At 52.8% G+C, this 5,153-nt stretch carries 4 protein-coding genes; all 4 read left to right on the top strand.

Annotated elements, in window-relative coordinates; genetic code table 11:
- The first annotated feature begins 361 nt into the window (after positions 1-361).
- On the top strand, positions 362-961 hold the full coding sequence (locus AAF564_25785) for a gluconate 2-dehydrogenase subunit 3 family protein (GenBank protein MEM8488983.1): 600 nt from the start codon (positions 362-364) through the stop codon (positions 959-961).
- Between the two features lie 11 nt (positions 962-972).
- Positions 973-2,637 carry a GMC family oxidoreductase gene (locus AAF564_25780; protein ID MEM8488982.1) on the top strand — a complete coding sequence of 555 codons (1,665 nt, stop codon included), beginning with the start codon at positions 973-975 and terminating at the stop codon, positions 2,635-2,637.
- A 198-nt stretch (positions 2,638-2,835) separates the two neighbouring features.
- The gene (locus AAF564_25775; protein MEM8488981.1) at positions 2,836-4,422 is read left to right on the top strand and encodes a M14 family metallopeptidase; all 1,587 of its coding nucleotides are present in this window, start codon (positions 2,836-2,838) and stop codon (positions 4,420-4,422) included.
- Positions 4,423-4,577: 155 nt separating this feature from the next.
- The coding region (locus AAF564_25770; GenBank protein ID MEM8488980.1) for a hypothetical protein at positions 4,578-5,153 on the top strand (576 nt) is incomplete at its 3' end.

Below are 5,153 nucleotides of genomic sequence, written 5' to 3'. Positions count from 1 at the left end.
TGCCAGCAAACGACTCATCGTATGCTGGCCCCAGGTTGTAGCGTTTAAAAAGCTCTTTATTGAAGTAAGTGTTATCGATTTCCATACAGGCCTAATATACTTAGGCAAATAAATTAAAACACTTAATATTTTTATCAAATTATCGTTTAGTACTGTGTCATAGAAATTCAAATTATCTATTTAAGTCCTTCAAAAGGCAGCAGCGTGGATTTGATTGCTTGCACTGCTACTGTATACATGAGCCCTTTGCCAGCAAAACATTGTATCTTTGAGTGGCTAACTGTACTGTTGTGATGACAAACACCAGACCATACATGGAGGCCAAATCAAACGTCTATAACGCCCACTAACCACCAACTTGATGGCCTCTCCAAAACCATCACGCCGAGACTTCCTGGCGCAAACCAGTGCAGCCGGCGGCCTCGGCTGGATGGCCTATACTTTCCCCGCACTCCTTGCCGTCTCAGAGTTGGCCTGTCAGGCGCAGGAGGAGCAGGCTGAGTTTATCACATTTACCCCGGAAGAAGCTGCTGACTTTACCGCATTGGCTGCACAGATTATTCCCTCGGGTGATTCACCTGGCGCAACAGAAGCCGGCGTTGTGTATTTCGCTGATTTGTCCCTTGCACAGGTAGATCCGGTCACCTCGATGCTACCGCCCATAAGGGCCGGACTTGCTGAACTAAAAGCTAAAGCAGAAGGAAAAGCAGTTGGCTCATTTACCGCATTACCAGATGCTGATCAAAAAGCACTCATCACTGACATCGAAGCAACACCATTCTTTTCGTTGTTGCGCCTCATAACTATTCTGGGCCTTTTTGCTCACCCCAAGTACGGCGGCAATCGCAATGAAGCAGGATGGGATCTGATTGGCCTTAAAAATCAGCACGTGTGGCAACCGCCGTTTGGCTACTACGATGTCGGTTATGATTATGAAGTCAACTATGGGGAGGATGCGTAATGCAACAGGACATGCCTACCTATGCTAACTCGGAAGAAGTTGATTTTGTCATTGTCGGCTCAGGTGCCGCCGGCGGGGTGCTGGCCATGGAGCTTTCCCGCGCCGGCTTCAAAGTGATTATTATGGAGCAGGGGCCGTTTGTGGACCATGCCGACTTCATGGACCACGACGATTTTGCCCAATTCATTAGCCTGAAATACTGGGGCGGCGCAAGCGGAGAGCATCCGCAGACGTTCCGCGCTAGCTCAGATGAGGAGGCACAGGTAAGCGGATTCCCGCCAGCAATTTATGGCCGGCTTGTCGGCGGCAGTTCCAATTTTTTCGCAGCAAACTACTGGCGATTCCACGAAATTGACTTTATCGAACGGTCGGTACTTGGCCCAATAGCCGGCACCAACTTCGCCGATTGGCCGCTTACTTACGCTGAACTCGAGCCGTATTACACCCGGGTAGATTGGGAGATTGGTGTCTCTGGTGTACCCGGACCATTTGACCCACCCCGATCCAGACCTTACCCACTGCCACCCATGCCCGTAAAGTCTTCGGGTGTATTGTTCGAAAGAGGCGCACGCGCATTGGGATGGAGTCCCCAGCCATCGCCAGTAGCCATTTTGTCGAAAGCCCACAACGGTCGCGCGGCCTGTACCCATTGCGGATACTGCTGGGGGATGGGCTGTGAGATGGGGGCAAAGTCGTCGTCGCTCGCAGCCGCCATTCCCGTTGCCCTCGCAACCGGCAAATGTGAACTCCGCGCTGAAAGCACGGTCATGCGAATCGACACCAACAACCAGAACCGGGTTCAACAAATTGTTTATGTCGATAACGCAGGGGTTGAGCACGCGCAGAAAACCAAAGCTGTCATTGTAAGCGCCAACGGTGCAGAGACGCCGCGGCTGCTGTTTTTGTCAGCCAACGCGCAGCACCCCGATGGCCTTTCGAATAGCAGTGGCATGGTGGGCAAAAACCTGATGTTCAACGGAGCCCCCATTTGCAACGGTGTGTTTGAGCAACCGCTGAATGAATACAAAAGCATCCAGTCGACGCGGATGTTGATCGATTTTTACGATACCGACCCAAAGCGTGGTTTTTATGGCGGCGGCGGACTCGATGCGCGCTTTTTCCCTTCTTCTCCAATCCTGTCAGCAGCCGGCCTCGTTCCCGGCGGCATGTCGCCCGATACGCCCACATGGGGACAAGGGTTCAAAGACGCACTAGCGCACGATTATGTCCGAACCATGACCATCATGGGGCACACAACTTCGCTTCCGCTCGACACCAACAACGTCACACTCGACCCGGAAGCAAAAGACAAATGGGGCAGGCCGGCGCTACGTATCACCTACAAAGACCACCCTGATGATTTAGCGGCTATGCAGTTCATGATCGATCGCGCAAAAGAGGTGTTTGAGGCTGCCGGCGCAAGCAAAGTATGGGCGCCAGACATTGTACCGCAAACTGTCGGCGCGCACCTGCTGGGCACCTGCCGTATGGGTGATAATCCGGAGACTTCGGTGGTTGACAAACACCACCGTTCTCACGAAGTGTCCAACCTGTTCATCTGTGATGGCAGTAGCCTGGTGACTTCTGGCCGTGGGCAACCTACCATGACCATCCAGGCCCTCGCGTTTCGCGCAGCAGAGCACATTGCCGGCTTTGCACAGCGAGGCGAGATTTGAAGAAAACCATCATTATGATGGTTTTGGTTGAAGGTTGCTGGTTTATGGTTGAAGGTCTTTATAGTTGCCTAAACCTCCCACGTCTTGCCGGACTTGAACCGGCATCGGGTCTTCAACACTATAGTTTATCTACAGCAAACCGCTTAATTTCCCTTCCACAATCCCTGCAATACCTTTTCCCCAAAACAGAGCGCCTAAATGATCACCCGACTGGCCATCCTCTTCATCCTCCTCTGCGCTGCTACCATCCAGCTTCAGGCACAACCGGTGCAATTATTAACGCGGGCAGAGCAGACCAACTACGAGGAAACCAGCCGGCATGCAGACGTGGTCGCTTTTGTTGACGCCGTTTCGGCATCCTCACCCCTACTCCACAACACCACGTTTGGCTACAGCTTCGAAGGCCGCGCACTGCCGCTGGTTGTGGTTGGCGAGGTGCCTGACGCCTCTGCTGAAGCTGTCCTTTCGAGTGGCAAAACGCGGGTATTTATCCAGGCAAACATCCACGCCGGCGAAGTGTGTGGAAAAGAAGCGATGCAGATGATGCTGCGTGATATCGCCGGCGGCGCGCACGCAGCATGGCTCGATTCGCTGGTCCTACTCATCGCACCGATCTACAATGCAGATGGCAATGAACGCGTTAAACTCACCAATAGAGGGCGCCAACATGGTCCGGTTGCCGGTATGGGCCAGCGCCCCAATGCACAAGGGTACGACCTCAACCGCGACCACATGAAACTGGACTCGCCCGAAGCCCGTTCGCTCGTTAATCTCTTCAACACCTACGACCCCCACGTGGTGATTGACCTCCACACAACCAATGGCACGCGCCACGGCTATCACCTCACGTATGCGCAACCACTCCATCCCAACACAGACAGCCGGATCGACGATTTTTTGCGTAATGCCTGGCTGCCGGCGGCAGGGCAATACCTCAAAAAAACCACCGGGTGGGAATCACAGTATTACGGCAACGCCCGCCGACATAGCGCCTCCAGCAGCGAAGACACAGCCGAACAGGCGTGGCACACTTTTGATCACCGCCCTCGGTTCAACAACAACTACACCGGCCTGCGCAATCGTTTTGCCATCCTCAGTGAAGCCTATTCATATGCCACATTTGAGGACCGGGTTATTGCAACGCTGCGCTTTGTAGAAGGCACAGTCGAATTTGCAGCCGCGCACGCAACCCAAATACAGGAAATCGTTGATGCCGTAGATAACACAGCACTCGCCGGCAGCACGCTTGCGCTTCGGGCATCGCGACAACAGACAGGAGAAATACAAATTCTGATGGGCGAAGTAGATGAGGTACGGAATCCCTACTCCGGAGAAATCATGCTGGAACGTAAAAACGTGCTCAATCCTGTAACGATGGCCGACTTCAGCACCTTTGCGCCGGCTGATATGGAATCTGTACCCATCGCCTACTACATCGACGCTACAGCCAAAGACGTGCTGCATAAACTTGCAGATCATGGTGTTAAGATGGCACAACTCGACCAGGATATGACATTGGAAATGGAGACCTTCCGGATTGACTCAACGACCGTAGCAAGCAGGGAATTCCAGCAGCATTTCCAGCGTACCCTGTACGGGGACTACGAAAAAGAAAAGGCTACCCTTCCGGCTGGTACCTATGTCGTGCAGACCAACCAGCCCCTCGGCCGCCTGATTTTCTCGCTCCTCGAGCCGCGCTCGGATGATGGTTTGCTCAACTGGAATGTACTCGATGACGCTGTCAAAAAAGATGGAAAGTACCCCATCCGACGCAGCATGCCATAGCGCATATAGCAGCCTTTTAGGCATTCGCTACCTATTTGTGATACATGGGGCCGCCACACAGGTTAGTATCAGAGCTCCTTGTTTTATAAATAAGTCGCCGTCGTAGTACTATGTCTAAAAAGTCACCATGAATGCTTTTGCTCACCGGCATAAGCATGTTTATTTTTATCGCTAGCCAGGATGCAATTCCTGTTGAAAGCGAAGCGCCAACTACTGTGTCCCACGCAAATCAATCGCGTAATGGCCAAATCGTGCGTGTTGTTGTTGCCAACCGAAATGCGGGTACCATCTCTCTAATCAACACCAAATCAGATACTGTAGAAGGCACCTACGCCCTATCGGGAGAGGATGCAGACAATAACCTGTTTGTACCTTCCCAGAATAGCGACGTCGTTATTGTTTGGGACCGCACGTCTCTTGCGCACGTGCAGTCGATTACTGTGCCTGGTGCTCACGGCGCCGGCATGCCGTTTAACGGCGCAACCTTTTACACAACCAACCTGCCAAACGGTGGTACTGATGGCCTCTACGCCGTCAACACAGCAACCGGAGCAGTAAGCTGCTTCACCAACATCCCACTGCCCGTACCGCACAATATTGCACTGGCACCAAACTTGAAAGCAGCATCTGTCCCTCAGAAACTCTACATCACCCATTCCGGCGCCACAGCTAACTCAGTGAGTGTTTTTGATGTATCAGGTGCTGCACCAACGCTTGTCACAGCCATTGAG

It is taken from the genome of Bacteroidota bacterium (genome assembly GCA_039111535.1).
Taxonomy (GTDB): domain Bacteria; phylum Bacteroidota; class Rhodothermia; order Rhodothermales; family JAHQVL01; genus JBCCIM01.
Note: the sequence above shows the minus strand (reverse complement) of the source record. Positions and strands in the feature narration are given on the sequence as shown.